At 69.8% G+C, this 19,116-nt stretch carries 18 protein-coding genes and 3 tRNA genes; 7 read left to right on the top strand and 14 right to left on the bottom strand.

The genetic code is table 11. The features are described from left to right. Positions 1–5 precede the first annotated feature (5 nt). Genes GT755_RS23755 through leuC form a run of 3 tightly spaced genes read right to left on the bottom strand, consistent with a single transcriptional unit; the run spans position 6 to position 2,229 of the window. The gene (locus GT755_RS23755) at positions 6–260 is read right to left on the bottom strand and encodes an SCO5555 family protein (protein ID WP_161481859.1); all 255 of its coding nucleotides are present in this window, start codon (positions 258–260) and stop codon (positions 6–8) included. After that, complete coding sequence (leuD, locus tag GT755_RS23750) at positions 239–826, bottom strand: 3-isopropylmalate dehydratase small subunit (protein WP_161481858.1); 588 nt, start codon at positions 824–826, stop codon at positions 239–241. The genes GT755_RS23755 and leuD overlap by 22 nt, the downstream gene beginning before the upstream one ends. 14 nt (positions 827–840) lie before the next feature. Continuing rightward, positions 841–2,229, bottom strand: a complete 1,389-nt coding sequence (gene leuC / locus GT755_RS23745; protein ID WP_161481857.1) for a 3-isopropylmalate dehydratase large subunit — start codon at positions 2,227–2,229, stop codon at positions 841–843. A 132-nt stretch (positions 2,230–2,361) separates the two neighbouring features. Here leuC and GT755_RS23740 point away from each other — a divergent pair, with 132 nt between their 5' ends. Together GT755_RS23740 and GT755_RS23735 are read left to right on the top strand one after the other, a co-directional pair. After that, entirely contained in the window at positions 2,362–3,090 is a 729-nt protein-coding gene (locus GT755_RS23740; RefSeq protein WP_062349501.1) for an IclR family transcriptional regulator, read from the top strand. Positions 3,091–3,152: 62 nt separating this feature from the next. Next, positions 3,153–4,844 (top strand): hypothetical protein, encoded by a 1,692-nt coding sequence (locus GT755_RS23735; RefSeq protein WP_161481856.1) that lies wholly within the window; start codon positions 3,153–3,155, stop codon positions 4,842–4,844. Between the two features lies 1 nt (position 4,845). Here the strand turns inward: GT755_RS23735 and GT755_RS23730 are convergent, their stop codons facing one another. The 5 genes from GT755_RS23730 to GT755_RS23710 form a co-directional block, all read right to left on the bottom strand. Then, positions 4,846–5,343 (bottom strand): PaaI family thioesterase, encoded by a 498-nt coding sequence (locus GT755_RS23730; protein WP_161481855.1) that lies wholly within the window; start codon positions 5,341–5,343, stop codon positions 4,846–4,848. 41 nt (positions 5,344–5,384) lie between these two features. Beyond that, entirely contained in the window at positions 5,385–6,320 is a 936-nt protein-coding gene (locus tag GT755_RS23725) for a redoxin domain-containing protein (protein WP_161481854.1), read from the bottom strand. Positions 6,321–6,393: 73 nt separating this feature from the next. Beyond that, a tRNA-Glu gene (locus tag GT755_RS23720) sits at positions 6,394–6,466 on the bottom strand. A 32-nt stretch (positions 6,467–6,498) separates the two neighbouring features. Next, a tRNA-Glu gene (locus tag GT755_RS23715) sits at positions 6,499–6,571 on the bottom strand. Between the two features lie 18 nt (positions 6,572–6,589). Then, positions 6,590–6,661 (bottom strand) — tRNA-Gln (locus tag GT755_RS23710). 147 nt (positions 6,662–6,808) lie between these two features. On the opposite strand from GT755_RS23710, the gene GT755_RS23705 reads away from it, so the two are divergent. After that, entirely contained in the window at positions 6,809–8,779 is a 1,971-nt protein-coding gene (locus tag GT755_RS23705; protein WP_161481853.1) for a M3 family metallopeptidase, read from the top strand. Between the two features lie 3 nt (positions 8,780–8,782). Here the strand turns inward: GT755_RS23705 and GT755_RS23700 are convergent, their stop codons facing one another. The 3 genes from GT755_RS23700 to GT755_RS23690 form a co-directional block, all read right to left on the bottom strand. Then, positions 8,783–9,361, bottom strand: a complete 579-nt coding sequence (locus GT755_RS23700; RefSeq protein WP_161481852.1) for a hypothetical protein — start codon at positions 9,359–9,361, stop codon at positions 8,783–8,785. Between the two features lie 214 nt (positions 9,362–9,575). Next, positions 9,576–10,943, bottom strand: coding sequence for a glutamate--tRNA ligase (gene gltX / locus GT755_RS23695; RefSeq protein ID WP_161481851.1), 1,368 nt, complete (start codon positions 10,941–10,943; stop codon positions 9,576–9,578). Further along, on the bottom strand, positions 10,936–11,706 hold the full coding sequence (locus GT755_RS23690; protein ID WP_161481850.1) for a fumarylacetoacetate hydrolase family protein: 771 nt from the start codon (positions 11,704–11,706) through the stop codon (positions 10,936–10,938). The genes gltX and GT755_RS23690 overlap by 8 nt, the downstream gene beginning before the upstream one ends. A gap of 32 nt (positions 11,707–11,738) precedes the next feature. On the opposite strand from GT755_RS23690, the gene GT755_RS23685 reads away from it, so the two are divergent. The 3 genes from GT755_RS23685 (at position 11,739) to GT755_RS23675 (ending at position 14,308) form a co-directional block, all read left to right on the top strand. Continuing rightward, entirely contained in the window at positions 11,739–12,020 is a 282-nt protein-coding gene (locus tag GT755_RS23685) for an antibiotic biosynthesis monooxygenase family protein (RefSeq protein WP_161481849.1), read from the top strand. A 61-nt stretch (positions 12,021–12,081) separates the two neighbouring features. After that, entirely contained in the window at positions 12,082–12,477 is a 396-nt protein-coding gene (locus GT755_RS23680; RefSeq protein ID WP_202610446.1) for a hypothetical protein, read from the top strand. A gap of 163 nt (positions 12,478–12,640) precedes the next feature. Further along, positions 12,641–14,308 (top strand): heparinase II/III domain-containing protein, encoded by a 1,668-nt coding sequence (locus GT755_RS23675; RefSeq protein WP_328794477.1) that lies wholly within the window; start codon positions 12,641–12,643, stop codon positions 14,306–14,308. 116 nt (positions 14,309–14,424) lie between these two features. On the opposite strand, the gene cimA is transcribed toward GT755_RS23675, so the two are convergent. Further along, a complete protein-coding gene (gene cimA, locus GT755_RS23670) occupies positions 14,425–15,999 on the bottom strand; it encodes a citramalate synthase (RefSeq protein WP_161481848.1) in 1,575 nt (524 codons plus the stop codon). Positions 16,000–16,192: 193 nt separating this feature from the next. On the opposite strand from cimA, the gene GT755_RS23665 reads away from it, so the two are divergent. Next, on the top strand, positions 16,193–16,843 hold the full coding sequence (locus tag GT755_RS23665; RefSeq protein ID WP_161481847.1) for an O-methyltransferase: 651 nt from the start codon (positions 16,193–16,195) through the stop codon (positions 16,841–16,843). On the opposite strand, the gene GT755_RS23660 is transcribed toward GT755_RS23665, so the two are convergent. Together GT755_RS23660 and GT755_RS23655 are read right to left on the bottom strand one after the other, a co-directional pair. Continuing rightward, a complete protein-coding gene (locus GT755_RS23660) occupies positions 16,840–17,931 on the bottom strand; it encodes a branched-chain amino acid aminotransferase (RefSeq protein ID WP_161481846.1) in 1,092 nt (363 codons plus the stop codon). The two genes, GT755_RS23665 and GT755_RS23660, sit on opposite strands and share 4 nt — an antisense overlap. 117 nt (positions 17,932–18,048) lie before the next feature. After that, entirely contained in the window at positions 18,049–19,095 is a 1,047-nt protein-coding gene (locus tag GT755_RS23655; protein ID WP_161481845.1) for a 3-isopropylmalate dehydrogenase, read from the bottom strand. Positions 19,096–19,116: the final 21 nt, after the last annotated feature.

Raw genomic sequence — 19,116 nt, 5'->3', positions numbered from 1 at the left:
TCACCTTACGTGAATTCACCGCCACTCGGCGTGTCGAATTCGCCGTCCAGGAAGGCGATGAAGCCCTCCAGCCGGGTGGTTGCGTGGGGAATGTCGCGCTTTGCCGCATCGCAGATCGCGAGCAGCCTCCGAGCGACACGTTCCCGCTCCTCCCCTGTCAAGGGTAGGTCCCGAACGCGGCGTTGCGCGTCGCGCAGCCGCCGCGCCAGAAATTCCTCGGGGTCGTCGTCCGGCCCGGTCAGGCGGTCTTCGGCAGCCACGGCTGCCGCTCGCTCTCGTACGCCGCGATGGCGTCGGCGTGCCGGAGGGTCAGGCCGATGTCGTCGAGGCCCTCCATCAGCCGCCAGCGGGTGTAGTCGTCGATCTCGAACGACCACGTCTGACCCGCCGCCCGCACCTCGCGCTCGGCCAGGTCGACGGTGATCTCGGTCGCGGGGTCGGCCTCGACGGCCTTCTGGAGCGTCTCCACCGCCTCGGGCGTCAGGACCACCGGGAGCAGGCCCATCTTGGTGGAGTTGTTGCGGAAGATGTCGCCGAAGCGGGCGGCGATGACGACGCGGAAGCCGTACTGCTGCAGGGCCCAGACGGCGTGCTCGCGGGAGGAGCCGGTGCCGAAGTCGGGACCGGAGACCAGGATCGAGGCGCCGGTGTAGGCCGGGTCGTTGAGCACGAACGAGGGGTCCTCGCGCCAGGCGGCGAACAGGCCCTTCTCGAAGCCGGTGCGGCTGACCTGCTTGAGCCAGACGGCCGGGATGATCTGGTCGGTGTCGACGTTGCTGCGCCGCAGCGGGACGGCGGTGCCGGTGTGGGTGACGAAGGCGTCCATCAGAGCTCTCCGAGTCAGACGAGATCGGCGGGGGCGGTCAGCTTGCCGGTGACGGCGGTCGCCGCGGCGACCTGCGGCGACACCAGGTGGGTGCGGCCACCCTTGCCCTGCCGGCCCTCGAAGTTGCGGTTGGACGTGGAGGCGCTGCGCTCCCCCGGCGCGAGGGTGTCGGGGTTCATGCCCAGGCACATCGAGCACCCGGCCTCCCGCCACTCGGCCCCGGCGGCCTTGAACACCTCGTGGAGCCCTTCGGCCTCGGCCTGGAGCTTGACCATCATCGAGCCCGGCACGATCAGCGTGCGCGTCTTGACCTGACGGCCCTGGAGGATCTCGGCGGCGGCCCGCAGGTCTTCGAGCCGGCCGTTGGTGCACGAGCCGACGAACACCGTGTCGACCTCGACGTCGGTGAGCCGGGTGCCGGCGGTCAGCCCCATGTACTCCAGCGCCCGCTCGGCGGCCGACCGCTCGATCGGGTCGCCGAACTGCTCCGGCGCCGGGACGACCGAGCTCAGCGGCGCGCCCTGGCCGGGGTTGGTGCCCCACGTGACGAACGGGGTGAGCGTCGCGGCGTCGATCTCCACGACCTTGTCGAAGACGGCGTCGTCGTCGGTGCGCAGCGTCTTCCAGTAGTCGACCGCGGCGTCCCACGCCTCGCCCTCGGGGGCGTGGGGACGGCCCTTCAGGTAGTCGAAGGTCGTCTGGTCGGGGGCGATCATGCCCGCGCGGGCGCCCGCCTCGATGGACATGTTGCAGACGGTCATCCGGCCCTCCATCGAGAGGTTCCGGATCGCCTCGCCGCGGTATTCGACGATGTAGCCCTGGCCGCCGCCGGTGCCGATCTCGGCGATGATCGCCAGGATCAGGTCCTTGGCCGTGACGCCGAACGGCAGCGCGCCCTTGACCTCGATCGCCATCGTCTTCGGCCGGTAGGCCGGCAGCGTCTGCGTGGCCAGCACGTGCTCCACCTCGGAGGTGCCGATGCCGAACGCGATGCCGCCGAAGGCGCCGTGGGTCGAGGTGTGGCTGTCGCCGCAGACGATCGTCATGCCCGGCTGGGTGAGCCCGAACTGCGGGCCGATGATGTGCACCACGCCCTGGCCGGCGTCGCCCATGGGGTGGAGCCGGATGCCGAACTCGGCGGCGTTCTTGCGCAGCGTCTCGACCTGGGTGCGGGACACCGGGTCGGCGATCGGGCCGCGGACCGTCGGCACGTTGTGGTCCTCGGTGGCGATGGTCAGGTCGGGGCGGCGCACCGGCCGCCCGGCCATGCGGAGCCCGTCGAACGCCTGCGGGCTGGTCACCTCGTGGATGAGGTGGAGGTCGATGAAGAGCAGGTCGGGCTCACCGTCGGCGCGCCTGACGACGTGCTGCTCCCATACTTTCTCGGCCAGTGTGCGTCCCATGGTCTCCAACGCCTCCTCGCGTTATCGTCCCGTCTCTTATCATGAGACTGATATATCGGGATATGGACACTGTATCTTCTTACCGCCACTACTGCGGTTGCATCTCGGATAGCGAGACGGCAGTATCGGGGTATGGACAACTCTAGCGGAGTCGGCGTACTCGACAAGGCCGTCCTCGTGCTCAACGCCCTGGAGGCCGGACCGGCGTCGCTGGCGCAGTTGGTCCAGGCCACCGGGTTGGCCCGGCCCACTGCCCACCGCCTCGCGGTGGCCCTGGAGCATCACCGGATCGTGTCCCGCGACACGCAGGGCCGTTTCATATTGGGGCCGCGGTTGTCCGAGTTGTCCACTGCGGCGGGCGAAGACCGCCTGCTCGCGGTCGCGGGTCCCGTCCTGACCCAGTTGCGCGACCTCACCGGCGAGAGCGCCCAGCTCTACCGCCGCCAGGGCGACGAGCGGGTGTGCGTCGCGGCGGCGGAACGCGCCAGCGGCCTGCGCGACACCGTTCCCGTCGGGTCGGCGCTGCCGATGAGCGCCGGGTCGGCCGCCCAGATCCTGCTGGCCTGGGAGGAGCCCGACCGGCTCCACCGCGGCCTGCGCGGCGCCAAGTTCACCGCCGCGACCCTGGCCAGCGTCCGGCGGCGCGGCTGGGCCCACAGCGTCGGCGAGCGCGAACAGGGCGTCGCCTCGGTGTCGGCGCCCATCCGGGGCGTGGGCGGCAAGGTGATCGCCGCCGTGTCGGTCTCGGGCCCCATAGAGCGCCTCACCCGCACCCCCGGCCGCCTCCACGCCGCGCCCGTCGTGAGCGCCGCCGACCGCATCACCGAGGCCATGCGCAGGGCGGGCGCGAACGGGTCCTGAACGGTGGGCCGAAGGGGGCTAACCGGTTAGATGGCTTCGCTTGTTGGCCCTAGGCTGGCGGGGTGACAGATCGCATTGAGGCAGCCGCGGCTGAACTGCGTCCCCTGCTCCAGGAATTCCTTCTCTGGGTGCCCGTCCACGCCCCGGAAAGCGACCCCGACCTGGTCGGCTCGGCCGCCCTGTGGCACCGCCTGAGCCAGCGTTCCGACGTGGGCCACTGGCGCCGCGACGATCTGCGCCCCCTCATGCTCGACCGTCTTCCACAGGTGGTCGAAGACCCCGACGCCGCCGCCGACGCGATGGTGCCGTCGTTGCGGTCCTACCTGACCTTCCTCGACGAGACCGGCCGCCTGACGCCCGCCTCCGACCGCCTGGAGCTGCTGCTCAACGAGCTCGACGCGCTGGAGGACGACTTCGTCGACCGCATGGAGGACGCCATCGGCGAGACCGAGTGGGACGAGGAGGACGACGGCGAGGAGGACGAGGGCCTCGGCGACTTCGAGCCGTTCGCCGACGAGCTCGCCGAGCTGCCGACCCTGCGGCTGCGCCCCGACGCCGAGCTGGCCGCCGACGCCCGCCGGGTGCCGCTGATCGCCGCCGCCCGCGACCTGTCGGTCTGGATCGGCACCGACCGCAAGGTCGGCGAGTCGACGCTGCTGACCGACGCCGAGGTCGAGGAGGCCGTGACGGCCCTGGGCCTGTCCGGCCCGCAGAAGTTGTGGAACCTGTGGAACCTCGCGATCGACCTGGAGTTCGTCACCCCCTCGGGTGAGGACACCGTGAGCATCGACTCCGACACCGCCGCCTGGCCGTTCGACGACGACGAAGACGTCCTCGACGCCTGGATGCTCGGCCTCGGCTCGATCGACTACGGCGACCCCGAACTCGACGACGACGACCTGACCCTGGCCCTGTCGGGCCTGACCCGCGAGACCCTGATCCGGGTCCTGCTGAGCGGCGGCCAGAAGGCGCTCGACGAGCTGCGCGAGGAGCTGTCCGAGGCGGTCCGCGACTACGACGATCTGGGCGACGCCGCGTGGGAGGCGGCCGGCGACCCGCTGGCCCCCGTCCTCGACTGGCTGACCGGCTACGGCATGGCCGAGGTCGACGGCCAGACGGTCAGGCTGACCTCCCTGGGCACCGAGGGCGTCGTCCACCTGGTCGACGAGGCCGACCTCGACATCGACGCCCGCCCGGCCATCGACGCCATGACGGCCCACGACCTGCTGTCGCTCAGCGCCGACATGTCCGAAGAGGAGGCCGACGCCGAGTTCGCCGCCTGGATGCGCCTGCGCGAGCCCGCCCAGGCCGCCGAGGAACTGCTCGGCGCCGCCGTGGAAGACGAGTCCGACGCGCTGGTGCGCGTCCAGGCCGCCTCCCTGGTCGGTCAGCTCGGCGAGGTGGCGATCCCGGCCTGGAAGAAGGCCCTGGCCGAGGAGTCGCTGCGCTCCTACGCCGCCACCCACCTCACCCAGCTCGAGGTCGAGGGCGCCCCCGAGCCGACCCAGGCCGACACCCACTGGCTGATCCTCGACATGTGGACCATCTCGGCGGGCCTGGGCCGTGCCGAGTTCGTCAGCAGCCTTGAGGACATCGGCCCGGCGACCGACCTGATCAGCCTGCTCGACGTGATCTGGAAGGTCCGCCACCCCCACCTCGACGAGCTCCTCGAGGCGATCGCCGAGGCCCACCCCGACCGCAACGTCGGCAAGGCCGCCAAGCGCGCCCTGTTCAAGGCCCGCTCGGGCGGCTGACCTACCCCAGGGGGAAGACCGCGCAGGTCGTGGTGCCGTGGGCGTAGAGCTTGCCGTCGTTCACGCCCACGAGCGACCCCTCGGCGGTGGCGGTGGTCCGGCCGACGTGCAGGGTCCTGGCCTCACACCGCAGCGGCCCGGTGTGCGCGAACGCGGGCCTGATCATGTTCACGTTGAGCTGCACGGTCGTGTACGCCCGCCCCGCCGGCAGGGCGGTCATGATCGCGCACCCGAGCGCCGAGTCGAGCAGGGTGGCGAAGTAGCCGCCGTGGACGGTGCCCATCGGGTTGTACTGATGCTCGCCCGTCTCCCCCTCGAACAGGGCCAGCCCCTTCTCCACCTTGAGCATGGTGAAGCCCAGGGTCCCCGCGATGGGCGGCGCCGGGATCTTCCCGTCGAGCATGGCCTGGAGGAACTCCAGGCCGGACATCTCAGCGACGTCGGCGGGGATGGTCGGGGGCGCCCAGGAGTGGGTCCGGCTCTGCATCGTGGTCGTCATGGGTCTAATTTTGGAACCCAGGCGTGGCCGGAGGCAAATCCTCACGACCAGTCGGGGAGCGGGCGGTAGATCGCGATGCCCGCGCCCTCCAGTTCACCCTTGAGGGCGAAGTAGGCCTCGCCGAACGGGTCGATCCCGTCGAGCGGCATCAGACCGCGCCTGATTGCCACGTCGTGGGGGGCCAGCTCGGCCGCTACCGCCAGATGGCGGCGGGCTTGGCCGGGGCGGCCCTCGCGGAAGGCCCAGGCGGCGATCCGGGCGTGCAGGCGGGCGGCGCGCTCCTCGTCGGTGGCCCGGCGCAGGCTCTGGCCCGAGGCGCCCGACTCGCCGGTCAGCGCCCAGTGGCGCAGCGCCGCGACGGCGGCCTCCGACGAGAGGCCGTTCATGGAGCGGAAGGTGTCGGTGGCGGTCATGGTGTCCTGCGGGCGGGCGACGCGGCCCTCCTCGTCGATCCAGACAACGGTGGGCACGTTGACGACGTTGTAGAGCTCGGCCACGACACCCTCGGCGTCGACGGGCCCGTCGTGCCAGGCTGCGGCGTCGGCGCGGTCACGGTCGAGGGAGATCGGCACGATCTCGACGGGCAGCTCGTCGCCGAGGGCCAGCCAGGCGGGCAGGTCGTAGCGGCACCCGCACCACGACGCCCAGAAGACCAGGACGACCTTCCTCCCCCGCAGCGACGACAGGGTGAACCCGTCGAGGGTGAAGTCGGGCGCGACGCCCAGATCGGCCACGACGGGCTCGCCGACCGCGATGACCCCCTCGCCCGTCACCACGGGACGTCCGAGCAGCTCGGCGAACGTGACCACGTCGACACCCTCGGCCGATTCGGCCGCGGCGGCGCGGAACGACGGGATGCAGGCGTCTCCCCGGCACCACCCATGGGGCTTGCGCTCCCAGCCCATCAGTGGCACGCCGTGAGGCACCACGGCCCCGGCGATGATCTCTTCACGTCCGTCAACCAGTAGATAGCTCATGTATCGATAGTAGCACTATCCAATCTGAGGGCAACAAAAAAGCGGACTCCCGGGGAGGGAGCCCGCTTCAAGGTAGCCCCGAGCGGATTCGAACCGCCGCTACCGCCTTGAGAGGGCGGCGTCCTAGGCCACTAGACGACGGAGCCATACAAACTGCTGGTGAGAGGGGAAATTCTCGTACTCCCGAGCGGATTCGAACCGCCGTTACCGCCTTGAGAGGGCGGCGTCCTAGGCCACTAGACGACGGGAGCAAAGCTGCACTGCGTGCGCTGGGGTACCAGGACTCGAACCTAGAATAACTGAACCAGAATCAGTCGTGTTGCCAATTACACCATACCCCATCAGCGAACTTGTTCCCCGGGGGGCTATCGCTCGCGACTCCGAAAGAATAGCCCAGCTCCGGGCCCACTGCCAAAACGAAAGCCGATCGCCTCGCCGATGACCGGTGTGACAAGCTGAAAGTCCCGATTCGCGAAGGAGTCCGGCCGATGACCAACCCGTTCCTCACGCCCAGCAACCTCCCCTATCGGCTGCCGCCGTTCGCGGAGATCAGGGAGGAGCACTACGTTCCGGCGTTCGAACGGGGCATGGCCGAGCACCTCGCCGAAGTCGACGCCATCGCGTCCGATCCGGCCCCCGCGACCTTCGCGAACACGGTCGAGGCGCTCGAACGGGCCGGCGAGACGCTCCAGCGGGTCTCCATCGTCTTCTTCAACCAGGCGGGCAGCGACACCACCCCCGGCATCCAGGAGATCCAGAAGGAGATCACGCCCAAGCTGGCCGCCCACGGCGACTCCATCCACCTCAACGCGGCGCTCTACGCGCGGCTCAAGGCCGTGCGGACCGACGTGCCGGAGGAGCAGTGGCTGCTCCAGCGCTACCTCACCGACTTCGTACGCGCCGGGGCCGAGCTCGACGAGGGCCAGCAGGCCCGGCTCCGCGCGATCAACGAGGAGCTGTCCGGCCTGGCCACCTCCTTCCAGCAGAACCTGCTCGCCGACACCAACGAGCGCGCGGTCGCCGTCGACGACGCGTCGGCCCTCGACGGCCTTTCCGCCGACGAGATCGCCGGGCTGCGCGAGACCGCCGGCCAGCGGGGGCTCGACGGGAAGTACCTGATCACCCTGGTCCTGCCGACCGGCCAGCCCGCGTTGTCGTCGCTGACCGACCGGTCGCTGCGCGAGCGCGTCCACCGCGCCTCCACGGGCCGGGGCGCCGCCAACGCCGACCTGATCACCCGCATCGCCCGGCTCCGCCGCGAACGGGCCAACCTGCTCGGTTACCGCAACCACGCCGAGTTCGTCCTGGCCGACCAGACCGCCGGCACCACCGGCGCGGTGACCGAGATGCTCGACAAGCTCGTCACCCCCGCCGTCGCCAACGCCCGCCGCGAGCAGGAGGCCCTGGAGGAGCAGGCGGGCTTCCCGATCGAGGCCTGGGACTGGGCGTTCTACGCCGAGAAGGTGCGCCAGGCCCGCTACGACATCGACAGCGCCGCCATGCGGCCCTACTTCGAGCTCAACCGCGTCCTGGTCGACGGCGTCTTCCACGCCGCCCACCGCCTCTACGGCCTGTCGTTCACCGAGCGCCCCGACCTGATCGGTTACCACCCCGACGTGCGGGTCTGGGAGGTCGCCAACGAAGACGGCTCCCCGCTGGGCCTGTTCCTGGGCGACTTCCACGCGCGGGCGTCCAAGCGCGGCGGGGCGTGGATGAACAGCCTCGTCCACCAGTCGGGCCTGACGGGTCACCGCCCGGTCGTGGTCAACAACCTCAACATCGTCAAGGGCGAGCCGACCCTGATGACCTTCGACGAGGTCAACACGATGTTCCACGAGTTCGGTCACGCCCTGCACGGCCTGTTCTCCGACGTGCGCTTCCCCCGCTTCTCCGGCACGTCGGTGCCGCGCGACTTCGTCGAGTACCCGTCCCAGGTCAACGAGATGTGGGCGACCCATCCGGAGATCCTGGCCAACTACGCCCGGCACCACGAGACCGGCGAGCCGATGCCGGGCGAGCTGGTCGACCGGATGCTGGAGGCGCAGAAGTTCAACCAGGGCTTCGCGACGGTCGAATACCTGGCCGCCACCCTGCTCGACTGGGCCTGGCACACCGACTACGAGGGCGGCGACGCCGAGACGTTCGAGGTGGCGGCCCTGCGCGGCGCGGGGCTCGACCTGCCGGCGGTGCCGCCGCGCTACCGGAGCACCTACTTCGCGCACATCTGGGCCAGCGGATACGCGGCGGGCTACTACTCCTACATCTGGAGCGAGGTCCTCGACGCCGACACGGTCGACTGGTTCACCGAGAACGGCGGGCTGACCCGGGAGAACGGCGACGTCTTCCGGTCGCGGTTGTTGTCCAAGGGCGGCAGCGCCGACCCGATGGAGGCCTTCCGCGCCTTCCGCGGCCGCGATCCGCGCATCGAACCGCTGCTGGAAAGGCGCGGGCTCCTCTGACCGTCAGTAGGTGCACTGCACGACGACGTCGTCGAGTTCGATCTCGGCGGCGTAGGGCCCGTTGTCCGTGGCCGCCATGGCGAACCGCAGCACGACGTCGGCGCGCTGCGCGGTCCAGCTCACCGTGTGGAGGGTGTAGTCGGCCCTCCAGCCGGGATACGGCACCGTCTTCAGGGCGATGTACGTCCAGGTGTCGGGATCGATCACTTCGACGTTCAGTTGGGGACCCTGGCCGCGCAGCCGCGCCCAGACGCCCGCGGTGCACCTGATGGGCCCCGGGCGGGTGATGAACGGCGTGAGGCTGATGGTGCGCCCGATCGCGCACCAGTCGGGCCGGTAGAGCACCCGCCAGTGGGCGAAGCCGGTGCCGGAGCGGGGCGGCCCGAGACCGCCGGTGTAGTAGGGCCCCCAGCACTGGTTGACGACCGTGGGCGTCCACCGGGACTCCGGATTGGTGCCGGGCTCGAACCCGTCGGTGAGTTGCCAGATCCCGGCGGACGCCGGCCCGGCCGGGGCCAGCACGACCGTGGCGGCGACGGTGACGGCGATGAACGCACGGGAGATCTTCGCGCTTAGGGACATGCGCTCAGTGTGGGGGCCGTGTGACGCCCTGTGGACCCTGGTCTTTTCCGGCCCCAACCCTGGGGTGTACGCGTCGCGGCGCGAGCCGGGAACCGGTGGTCGGCGCCGGTCGCGGCGAGAGGCGGAGGCGGCGGGCGGGGCCGGGGTGGGCGGAGCCGTAACGGGAAAGGCTTCTGAGAACGGCCGCCTGCCGGGGCAGGCGGCCGATGGAACGTCAGAGCTTCGACAGGGCCGCGTTGACGCGCTCGATCGACTTCTCGCGGCCGAGGACCTCGATCGACTCGAACAGCGGCAGGCCGACCGTGCGGCCGGTGATCGCCACGCGGACCGGGGCCTGCGCCTTGCCCAGCTTGAGGCCGTGTTCGGCGCCGACCTCCTCCAGGGCGGTCTTCAGGGCGTCGGGGGTCCAGTCGACGCCGGCCAGGCGGGCGGCGTAGCCGGTCAGGACCTCGGTCGCGCCCGCCTTCATGGCCTTGTCCCACGACTGCTGGTCGTGGACGGGCTCGTCGAGGAACAGGAAGTCGACGTTGGGGGCGATCTCCGACAGGACCGCCACGCGGGTTTGCGCCAGTTCGGCGACCTTACGGAAGGTCGCCCGGTCCCACGACGGGTCGAGGAACGGGTCGCAGCGCTCGACGAACTCGTCGAGGGTCAGCTTGCGGATGTACTCGCCGTTGAAGGCGCGCAGCTTCTTCTCGTCGAAGAAGGCCGACGACAGGTTGACGTTGCGGAGGTCGAACAGGGGGGCCATCTCCGACCACGGCATGATCTCGCGGTCGTCGCCGGGGCCCCAGCCGAGCAGCATCAGGTAGTTGACCATGGCCTCGGCCAGGTAGCCCTCGTCGCGGTAGGACTCCAGGGCCACCTTGTCGCGCCGCTTCGACAACTTCTGGCGCTTCTCGTTGACGATCACCGGGAGGTGCGCCCACACGGGCGGGGTGTGGCCGAGCGCCTCCCACAGCAGCTGCTGCTTCGGCGTGTTCGACAGGTGCTCCTCGGCGCGGATGACCTCGGTGATGCGCATCTCGACGTCGTCGACCACGTTGGCCAGCACGAACAGCGGCGAGCCGTCGGCGCGGGAGATCACGAAGTCTTCCATCGCGTCGTTGGGGAACTCGACCGTGCCCCTGACCAGGTCTTCGACCACGGTGACGCCGGTGTCGGGGGTGCGGAAGCGCAGCGCGCCCTCGGTGAGGCCGCGGTCGCGGCAGTGACCGTCGTAGCCCTTGTGCTCCGAACCCGTGCGGGCCTTCACGTCGTCGCGGGTGCACGTGCAGTGGTAGGCGCGGCCCTCCTTGAAGAGGCGGGCGGCCGTCTCGCGGTGCTGGTCGGCGTAGGACGACTGGAAGTAGGGCCCCTCGAACAGCGGCGACTCGCTGTGGATGCCGATCCACGCTAGCGCCGAGATGATGCCCTCGGTCCACTCGGGGCGGTTGCGGGCGGCGTCGGTGTCCTCGATCCGGAGCACGAACCTGCCGCCGGTCTGCTCGGCGACGGCCCAGTTGAAGAGGGCCGACCGGGCGCCGCCCACGTGGAACATGCCGGTCGGGGACGGCGCGAAGCGAACACGTACCTCAGTCACGAGAGACAACCCTGTTGGTGAGAGTTCCAATGCCTTCGATGCCCACGGAGACCTCGTCACCGGGCTTGACCGGCCCGACGCCGGCGGGGGTGCCGGTGAGGATGACGTCACCCGGCAGGAGGGTCATGACGGCGCTCACGTGGGCGATGAGCGCCGGGATGTCGAAGATCAGCTGGGAGGTGCGCCCGCTCTGCCGCAACTCGCCGTTGACCGTCGTGGTGAGCGCGAGGTCGGACGCGTCGAGGTCGGTCTCGATCCACGGCCCGAGCGGGCAGAACGTGTCGAACCCCTTGGCCCGGGTGAACTGGACGTCCTTCTTCTGCAGGTCGCGGGCGGTCACGTCGTTGGCGCAGGTGTAACCGAGGATGACGTCATTGGCCCGCTCGACCGGCACGTCGCGGCAGAGCCGCCCGATGACGACGGCGAGCTCGCCCTCGTAGTCGACGTGCTGGGTGAGGTGCTCGGGGTAGGCGATCGGCTCGTTGTGCCCGATCACCGAGGTCGACGGCTTCAGGAAGATCATCGGCTCTTCCGGCACGTCGTTGCCCATCTCCCTGGCGTGGTCGGCGTAGTTGCGCCCGATCGCCACGACCTTGGACGGCAACATCGGCGCGACCATGCGCACCTCGGCGACGGGGAACCGCTCCCCCGTCAGCGACACCCCGCCGAAGGGATGCCCGTCGATCCTCGCGAGCACCTGCTCGCCCTCTTCGACCACACCGAAGGCGACCCCGCCACCAGTGGAGAACCTCGCGATACGCACCGTCCCAGGCTAGTGCCTCGTAAGGTGGCGCCATGGCATCGGTAGTGAAGATCAACGTCCTGACCGTCCCGGCGGAGATGCGCGACGACCTCGAACGGCGCTTCGCCGGCCGCGCCGGAACGGTGGAGACGGCCGACGGCTTCGAGTGGTTCGAACTCCTGCGCCCGGTCGAGGGGACGGACAGATACCTGGTCTACACGCGCTGGCGCAGCGAGGAGGACTTCCAGCGGTGGTCGGGGCAGGGGCACGGGCAGGGCCAGGCGGAGGTGTGGACCTTCGACGTGGTCCAGAGCGCCGGACCGGCGGCAAGCTAGTCCTATACGGGATCTGAACCAAAGAGCTGTGCGGCGGGAGGGGCGAGGGGATACTGGGGACATGGCCCTTCCGAGCCGCTACGCGGACGTCCCGGACCGCGCGTCCACCTCACTGGCGGCGCTGCGCGGCCCGGTCGACGGCGTGGTCGAGTTGCCGTTGCACCTCTGCTGGTCGGGCCAGCGCAGCTTCGACGTGGGCGACCCCACCGAATGCCGGATGATGTACCAGATCGTCATCACGGAGGGCGTGCGGGCCGACGTGGAGCACTACCTGGCCTTCGACCGGCTGCTTGAGGCGTGGCCTCGACTGCACCGGATGCTCGGGCCCGCATATGTCGAGACCTGGGAAGAGCGCTTTCCGGTCCTTCGCGAGGTGGCCGAACAGGCGGCGCCCGCCCTCAAGGCCGAGATGCGTCGTGCGCGGGAGGCGATCGAGGCCAGGCGTTCCGCCTCATAGACATATGTGGTCCAGTGATCTTGCACTCCGGCCGGCTCTCGACGAGATCGTCGATTAGCACGTTCCCCGCTTCTCAGGTGTTTCCCAGGCTCTGCCGACCGACTTGACCTGCGACGTACCGTCGGCCAGCATGAGCCGCGCCCCCCGTATGGAAGGAACAGGCGTGACGCGCCGTATCCGATTCGGCGTGTTCGCCGTTCTTGTCGTGTTAGGGAGCCTGATCCAGGCCGGGCCCGCCCATGCCGTGGCGAAGACGCCCGAGTGTCAGGGTGAGTGGTTGCCCTCGACGCCGACCTCCCCCGAGGTCATGGACGGCGAGCTGGGGTTCCTCGATCTCGACCCGGTGAAGATCGGTGACAGGGTCGACTGGAAGCTCGACCCGTACAAGAACCGGTCCTGGGTCATGGTGTTCCAGTCGCTGCGCTGGGCCGGGCGGCTGGTGGCCGACTACGAGACCACCGGCAAGGCGTCCTACCTGGCCCGCGGCACGGCCGTGATCAAGGACTGGGTGGAGAAGAACCCCTACCACGGGCGCAACACGCCGAAGCTGGCGTGGGCCGAGCACACCGTCTCGTTGCGGACGCCGGTGCTGGTGTGCCTGTCGAAGCACGTCTCGGCCAAGTGGCTGACCGACAGCCTCCACGGCCACGCGCGGTTCCTCAACGACAACTCCCACTACAAGTGGGGCCACAACCACGGGCTCGACGCCGACATCGCCCTGCTGGGCGTCGGGTGCCGCATGGACAACAAGGCGTGGAAGGCCAAGGCGCTGAGCCGGATGACCACGACCACCAAGATGGACGTCGACTCCCAGGGCGCCCTCCTGGAGCAGTCGCCCCGGTACGCGATCTACTTCCACGAGCGGCTCAAGGTCGCCATGGACCGGATCCGCGAGTGCGGCCAGAAGGTGCCCGCCGAGATGGCCTCGCGTTTCGACCTGATGCCCGAGCACATCTCGGCCGCCACGATGCCCAACGGCTTCCTGGTGCCGATCGGCGACGGCGCGGCCGACGTGCAGCCGGTGGCCTACGCCCGGCCCGACTCGAAGGTCCAGATCTACAAGGCCGGGTACGTCTTCGGGCGGTCCGCCTGGGATGCAAAGGACGCCTCCTACTACTCGATCCGGTACGGCCCCGGCATGAAGTTCCACGGCCACGAAGACCACCTCGGCGTCACCTACTACGCCCAGGGCCGGCCGATCCTGACCGAGGCCGGGTTCCACTCCTACGAGCCGAGCCCCTACCGCAACTGGACCCTCAGTCCCGAGGCCCACAACGTCCCGATCCCGCAGGGCCGCAGGCTGCGGCCGGGCACGCCGTCGTCGCTGACCAAGAAGACCGTCAAGGACGACCGCCAGTCGTACACGCTGACCGACCGGGCCTACGGCGTCAGCCGGACCCGGGCCGTGCTGGTCAACCACGACAAGAAGGACGTCATGGCGGTGCTCGACACGGTCGCGTCCGGGAAGGTGCGCAACCTCTGGCACCTCGACCCGCGGTTCTCGGTCGTCGGGAACGACGGCGGCCGGGTCGTGGTGAAGGACAACGACTGGCGGGCCTCGGTCGTGCAGTTCGTGCTGCCGGGCTGCAAACCGGTGAAGGGCCAGAAGATCGTCTCTGGACAGCCGAAGCCCTTCCAGGGCTGGATCTCCCAGACCTACATGCAGAAGACCGCCGCCCCGGTGATCGTGTCGCCGTCGGCCAAGGGCCTGCTCACCGTGGTCGTGCCGGGCACCGCCGAGGGCTCGGTGACCTGTTCGGGGCGCACGGTCATCGCGCACACCCCGAACGGCCCCGTCTCGTTCAAGATCTCGGGTAAGGACCTCGTCTAGATCGCGAGAGAGCGTCTGGGTCTGGACTGAGGAACGCAGGAGAGCGAAGCGAACCGGAGTGACGAGGGAAGACCCAGACTCAAGGCGACCGAGCAGCCGTGCCGGAGGCGCGGCAGTCAGATTTCATAACCTGCGCGGAGCAGGCCGAACGTCACGGCCTGCTCCAGGGCCTGCCAGGACGCCTCGATGATGTTCTCGTCGACGCCGACCGTGCTCCAGTCGCCCTTCGGGTCGCTTGACGTCACCAGGACGCGGGTCACCGCGTCGGTGCCGTGGGTGCCCTCCAGGATGCGGACCTTGAAGTCGATCAGCTCGACGGTCGCCAGCTCGGGGTAGAGCTTCTCCAGCGCCAGCCGGACCGCCCGGTCGAGGGCGTTCACGGGGCCGTTGCCCTCGCCGGTCGCGACGATGCGTTCGCCCTTGGCGTGGACCTTCACGGTCGCCTCGCTGACGACCTCGCCCGTCGGGCGGCGTTCGACGATCACGCGCCACGACTCCACCGTGAAGTGGCGGCGGCGCTCGCCGTGGAGGGTGTCGCGGAGCAGAAGCTCGAAGGACGCGTCGGCGGCCTCGAAGGTGTGGCCGCGCGACTCCAGGTCCTTGACCCGGTCGACCAGCTCACGCGACTGGTCGCCGCTCAGGTCGTAGCCGAGCTCGCGGCCCTTCAGCTCGACCGAGGCGCGGCCGGCCATGTCGGAGACCAGCATGCGCATGTCGTTGCCGACCTCGGCGGGGTCGATGTGCTGGTAGAGGTTCGGGTCGACCTTGATCGCCGAGGCGTGCAGGCCGGCCTTGTGGGCGAAGGCCGAGGCGCCGACGTAGGGGGCGTGGGAGTTGGGGGTCACGTTGGTGACCTCGGTGATGGCATGGGCGATGCGGGTCATGTCGCGCAGCGCCTCCGGCGGCACGAGGTCGAAGCCCCGCTTGAGCTGGAGGTTGGCCACCACGGTGAACAGGTTGGCGTTGCCGGAGCGCTCGCCGTAGCCGTTGGCGCAGCCCTGCACATGGGTCGCCCCGGCCCGCACGGCGGCGAGGGTGTTGGCGACCGCGCAGCCGGTGTCGTCGTGGCAGTGGATGCCGATCCGGGCGCTGGTCTGCACCGCGTTGTGGACGACGTCCGCCAGTTCGTCGGGCAACATCCCGCCGTTGGTGTCGCACAGGGCGATCACCGACGCCCCGGCCTCGGCCGCCGTGCGGAGCACCTCCAGGGCGTAGGCGGGGTTGGACTTGTAGCCGTCGAAGAAGTGTTCGGCGTCGAGGAACACCCGCTGGCCCTCCGCACGCAGGTGGGAGACCGTGTCGCGGATCATCGCGAGGTTCTCCTCCAGTGTCGTGCGGAGGGCCAGCTCGACGTGCCGGTCGTGGCTCTTGGCGACAAGGGTCACGACGGGCGCGCCGGAGTCGCGCAGGGCGGCCACCAATGGGTCGTCGGCGGCCTTCACTCCGGCCCGGCGGGTCGCGCCGAACGCGGCGAGTTGCGCGTGCTTCAGGTCGAGCTCTGTTTGAGCGCGCCGGAAGAACTCCGTGTCCTTGGGGTTGGCGCCCGGCCAACCGCCCTCGATGAAACCGACCCCCAGGGCGTCCAGGTGACGGGCGACGGCGAGCTTGTCGGCAACGGAGAGGTTGAGCCCCTCCTGCTGGGCGCCGTCGCGGAGCGTGGTGTCGTACACGTGGAAGCGGTCGTCGGCCATCTCGGTTCCTTGGGTGATTGCGAGACAAACAAAAAGACCCCTCACGGGCGTGAGAGGTCTGCGCGCCTGGCTGGAATGATCCGTCAGCCGGCGCGCCTGCCAATAATGAGCAGACCGTTGAACATGGTGAAGCCGAGCTTACCCGCCGGAACCACCATCTGGCACATCGATCTCACCAAGTAAGATAGTGATCATGAAGGGTTCCTACTTGGGCGAAGCGCTGCCCGCCTACCTCTCCGCCCACGCCACCCAGCCCGACCAGGTCCTTCGTGATCTCGCGGTCGAGACGACGGCTCTGCACGCCGACTTCGCCGGCATGCAGATCGCGCCCGAGCAGGGCACGTTCATGACCATGCTGGTGCAGCTCACCGGCGCGAAGCTGGCGGTCGAGGTCGGCACGTTCACCGGCTACTCCTCGATCTGCATCGCCCGGGGCCTGGCTCCCGGCGGGCGGCTGATCGCCTGCGACGTCAGCGAGGAGTGGACGTCGATGGCCCGCAAGTACTGGGAGCGCGCCGGGCTCACCGACCGCATCGAGCTGCGGCTCGGCGACGCGGTCGAGACCCTGGGCGCGATGCCCGACGACGAGGAGATCGACTTCGCGTTCATCGACGCCGACAAGGGCGGCTACCCGGCCTACTACGAGGCGCTGCTGCCCCGCATGCGCCCGGGCGGCCTGATCGTGTGCGACAACACGATCCAGGGCGGCCGGATCACCGACCCGGAGGCGGGCGGCAACGTGCCGGTGCTGCGCGAGTTCAACGACATGGTGACCGCCGACCCCCGGGTCGATTCGGTGCTGCTCCCGGTGGCCGACGGTCTGACGCTGGTCCGCAAGCGTTAGGCGATCTTGTGCACCCAGTTGTGGGGGTCGGGACGGGTGCCGTACTGGATGCCCATGAGCTCATCCCTGATCTTCAGGGTGACCGGGCCGGGGGTGCCGTCGCCGACCGTCCAGGCGCGGTCGGCGCCCTTCACCGAGCCGACCGGGGTGACGACCGCGGCGGTGCCGCAGGCGAAGACCTCGGTGAGCTCGCCCGACTCACACCCGGCCTGCCACTCCTCGATCGAGATGCGGCCCTCCTCGGCGGTCAGGCCGAGGTCGGCCGCGAAGGTGAGGATCGAGTCGCGGGTGATGCCCGGCAGCAGGGTGCCGGTGAGCGCCGGGGTGAGCAGGCGGTCGCCGAAGACGAAGAACAGGTTCATCCCGCCCATCTCCTCGACGTAGCGGTGCTCCACAGCGTCGAGCCAGACGACCTGGTCGCAGCCCTCGGCGACGGCCTGGCGCTGGGCCACGAAGGCGGCCGCGTAGTTGCCGCCGCACTTGGCGAAGCCGGTCCCGCCGGGGGCGGCGCGGGTGTATTCGGTCGAGAGCCACACCGAGACCGGCTTCACGCCGCCCGCGAAGTAGGAGGCCGCCGGTGAGGCGATCACCATGTAGCGGTAGGTCTTCGACGGGTAGTTGACGCCCAGCCCGGCCTGCGTGGCGATCATGAAGGGGCGCAGGTAGAGGCTGTGGCCCTCGGTCGTGGGCACCCACTCGCGGTCGGTCTGCACGAGCAGTTCGAGCGACTCGACGAACACGTCCTCGGGTAGCTCGGGCATCGCCATGCGGGCGGCCGAGCTGTTGAACCGGGCCGCGTTCGCGTAGGGGCGGAACGCGACGATCGAGCCGTTGGCCTGCCGGTAGGCCTTGAGACCCTCGAACAGTTCCTGGGCGTAGTGGAACACCGAGGTGGCCGGGTCGAGGACGAGCGGACCGTAGGGCTCAAGGCGGGCGTCGTGCCAGCCCTCGCCCTCGGTGAAGTCGATCGACACCATGTGGTCGGTGAACGTCTGCCCGAAGCCGGGCGCCTCCAGCACCCGCTCTCTTTCCGACGTGCTGCGCGCCTGGGGGTTGGGGCGCACCTCAAAGCTGAGCTGGCTGGTCATGCGGGTTCCTCTCTACGCTACTGATGAAAACCTAGGGCATGTCGCGGGGCACAAAAAAGCGCACAGTGACCCAACACGGGCCACTGTGCGCTACTGAACGACGAAGGTGGCCGGCGATCAGCCGGCTACTCGGGCGGCGATGTCGTCGCCGATCTCCCGGGTGGTGCGGGCCGCCCACGCGCCGGCGCGCTCGACCAGGTCGTCGGCGACCGCCTGCTCGACGCGGGCGGCGGCCTCGGCCTGGCCGATGTGGTCGAGCAGCATGGCGACCGACAGGATGGTGGCGCTCGGGTCGGCCTTGCCCTGCCCGGCGATGTCGGGGGCCGAGCCGTGGACCGGCTCGAACATGCTCGGCGCGGTGCGGTCGGGGTTGACGTTGCCGCTGGCCGACAGGCCGATGCCACCGGCGATGGCGGCGCCGATGTCGGTGATGATGTCGCCGAACAGGTTGTCGGTGACGATCACGTCGAACCGCTGCGGCTGCGAGACGAAGAACATCGAGGCCGCGTCGACGTGGCAGTAGTCGGTGGTGACCTGCGGGTATTCCTCGGCGACCCGCTTGACCGTACGCGACCACAGGTCGCCGGCGAAGGTCAGCACGTTGGTCTTGTGGACCAGCGTGAGGTGACGGCGCTCCCGGCCGGCGGCCTTCTCGAAGGCGTAGCGCACGACCCGCTCGACGCCGTGGGCGGTGTTGACCGAATCCTGCGTGGCGATCTCGTGGGGGGTGCCCTTGCGGAGCACGCCACCCGCTCCCGCGTAGGGGCCCTCGGTGCCCTCGCGGACGACGATCATGTCGATGTCTTCGGGGCGGGCCTTGCCGAGCGGGGTCTCCACGCCCGGGAAGAGCTTCACCGGGCGCAGGTTGACGTAGTGGTCGAGCTCGAAGCGCAGGCGCAGCAGCAGGTCGCGCTCCAGCACCCCCGGCGGCACGCTCGGGTCGCCGACCGCGCCAAGCAGGATCGCGTCGAAGCCGCGCAGCTCGGCGAGCACCGAGTCGGGCAGGGTCTCACCCGTGGCGTGGTAGCGCGCCGCACCCAGGTCGTAGTGGGTGGACTCCACCTTGACGCCGACCGCGTCGAGAACTTTGAGGCCCTCCGCGACGACCTCGGTGCCGATCCCGTCGCCGGGGATCACTGCCAGGCGGATGTTGCTCGAATCCATGGGGGTACCTTAGCGGGCTGT

This window comes from Herbidospora solisilvae (genome assembly GCF_009901565.1).
GTDB classification, from domain to species: domain Bacteria; phylum Actinomycetota; class Actinomycetes; order Streptosporangiales; family Streptosporangiaceae; genus Herbidospora; species Herbidospora solisilvae.
Note: the sequence above shows the minus strand (reverse complement) of the source record. Positions and strands in the feature narration are given on the sequence as shown.